Here is a 1,045-nt window from a genome sequence, read left to right as displayed (position 1 = left end):
GAAACCAAACTAATACACACAAGAAAACACCAGAACCGGAATTTTCCGGAACTGGTGCTTTCGGTTTACATTTACGCACAGACCAAACTTGTCTCTCCCTCCGGGAGAGATGTCGCGCAGCGACAGAGAGGGCTTTAGGCTCCCTCTTTGAGGGAGCCAAGAAGCTGGTGCGAATTTTATTCTCCCTGTCGTGCCAGCATGGTCTGATACAGCTGATTTTTGCGGGCACCGGTTTGTTTTGCCGCCTGCTTGACGGCGTCGCGCAGGGTCAGACCGGCTGCTGTCAATTCCTCCGTCAGCGCGATGGCCTGTTCCATCTGATCGGCTGCCCGCTGTTCCGGATGGTCAGACGCACCTTCAATGACAAGGACGAACTCACCGCGCGGTTCAGTCTCCTGATAATATGCCGCCGCTTCCGGCAGGGTCATACGCAGGCATTCTTCATGCAGCTTGGTCAGCTCGCGGGAAATGCTCACGCGGCGGTCTCCCAGCTGCTGTGCCAGCTCCTGCATCGTCGCCCGCAGGCGGTGCGGCGCTTCATAGACAATACATGTCCGTGTTTCCTGTTTGAGCACGGCGAGCCGTTCTTTTCTCTGCTTGCTGTTTGTCGGCAAAAAGCCCTCAAAGCACCATTTTCCAGACGGCAAGCCGCTCTGTGCCAAGGCACTGACTGCGGCGCAGGCACCCGGCACCGGAATGACAGAGATTCCCGCCTCATGGCACAAATTCGCCAAATCTTCGCCTGGGTCACTGATTGCCGGCATACCGGCGTCTGTGACTAACGCACAGGTCTCACCTGCCAAGATGCGCGCAACCAGCTCCGGTCCGCGCTGTTTTTTGTTATGTTCATGATAGCTGACCAGCGGTTTGCTGATTTCCAAATAATGCAGCAGCTTGCCGCTGACACGGGTATCTTCCGCTGCGACAAAATCCACTTCACCGAGAATCCGAACCGCACGATACGTGAGATCCTCCAGGTTTCCAATCGGTGTTGCCACCAAATAAAGCGTTCCTGCCATTAAAATTCCTCCCTGTGATAGATCGT

The 1,045-nt window shown here is 55.4% G+C and carries 1 protein-coding gene; it reads right to left on the bottom strand.

Annotated elements, in window-relative coordinates:
• Positions 1 to 176: 176 nt before the first annotated feature.
• Positions 177 to 1,019, bottom strand: a complete 843-nt coding sequence (rsmI, locus tag ACR0P9_RS13115) for a 16S rRNA (cytidine(1402)-2'-O)-methyltransferase (protein ID WP_432620852.1) — start codon at positions 1,017 to 1,019, stop codon at positions 177 to 179.
• Positions 1,020 to 1,045: the final 26 nt, after the last annotated feature.

It is taken from the genome of Butyricicoccus sp. (assembly GCF_050872565.1).
In the GTDB taxonomy this organism is placed as follows: Bacteria; Bacillota; Clostridia; order Oscillospirales; family Butyricicoccaceae; genus Butyricicoccus_A.
Note: the sequence above shows the minus strand (reverse complement) of the source record. Positions and strands in the feature narration are given on the sequence as shown.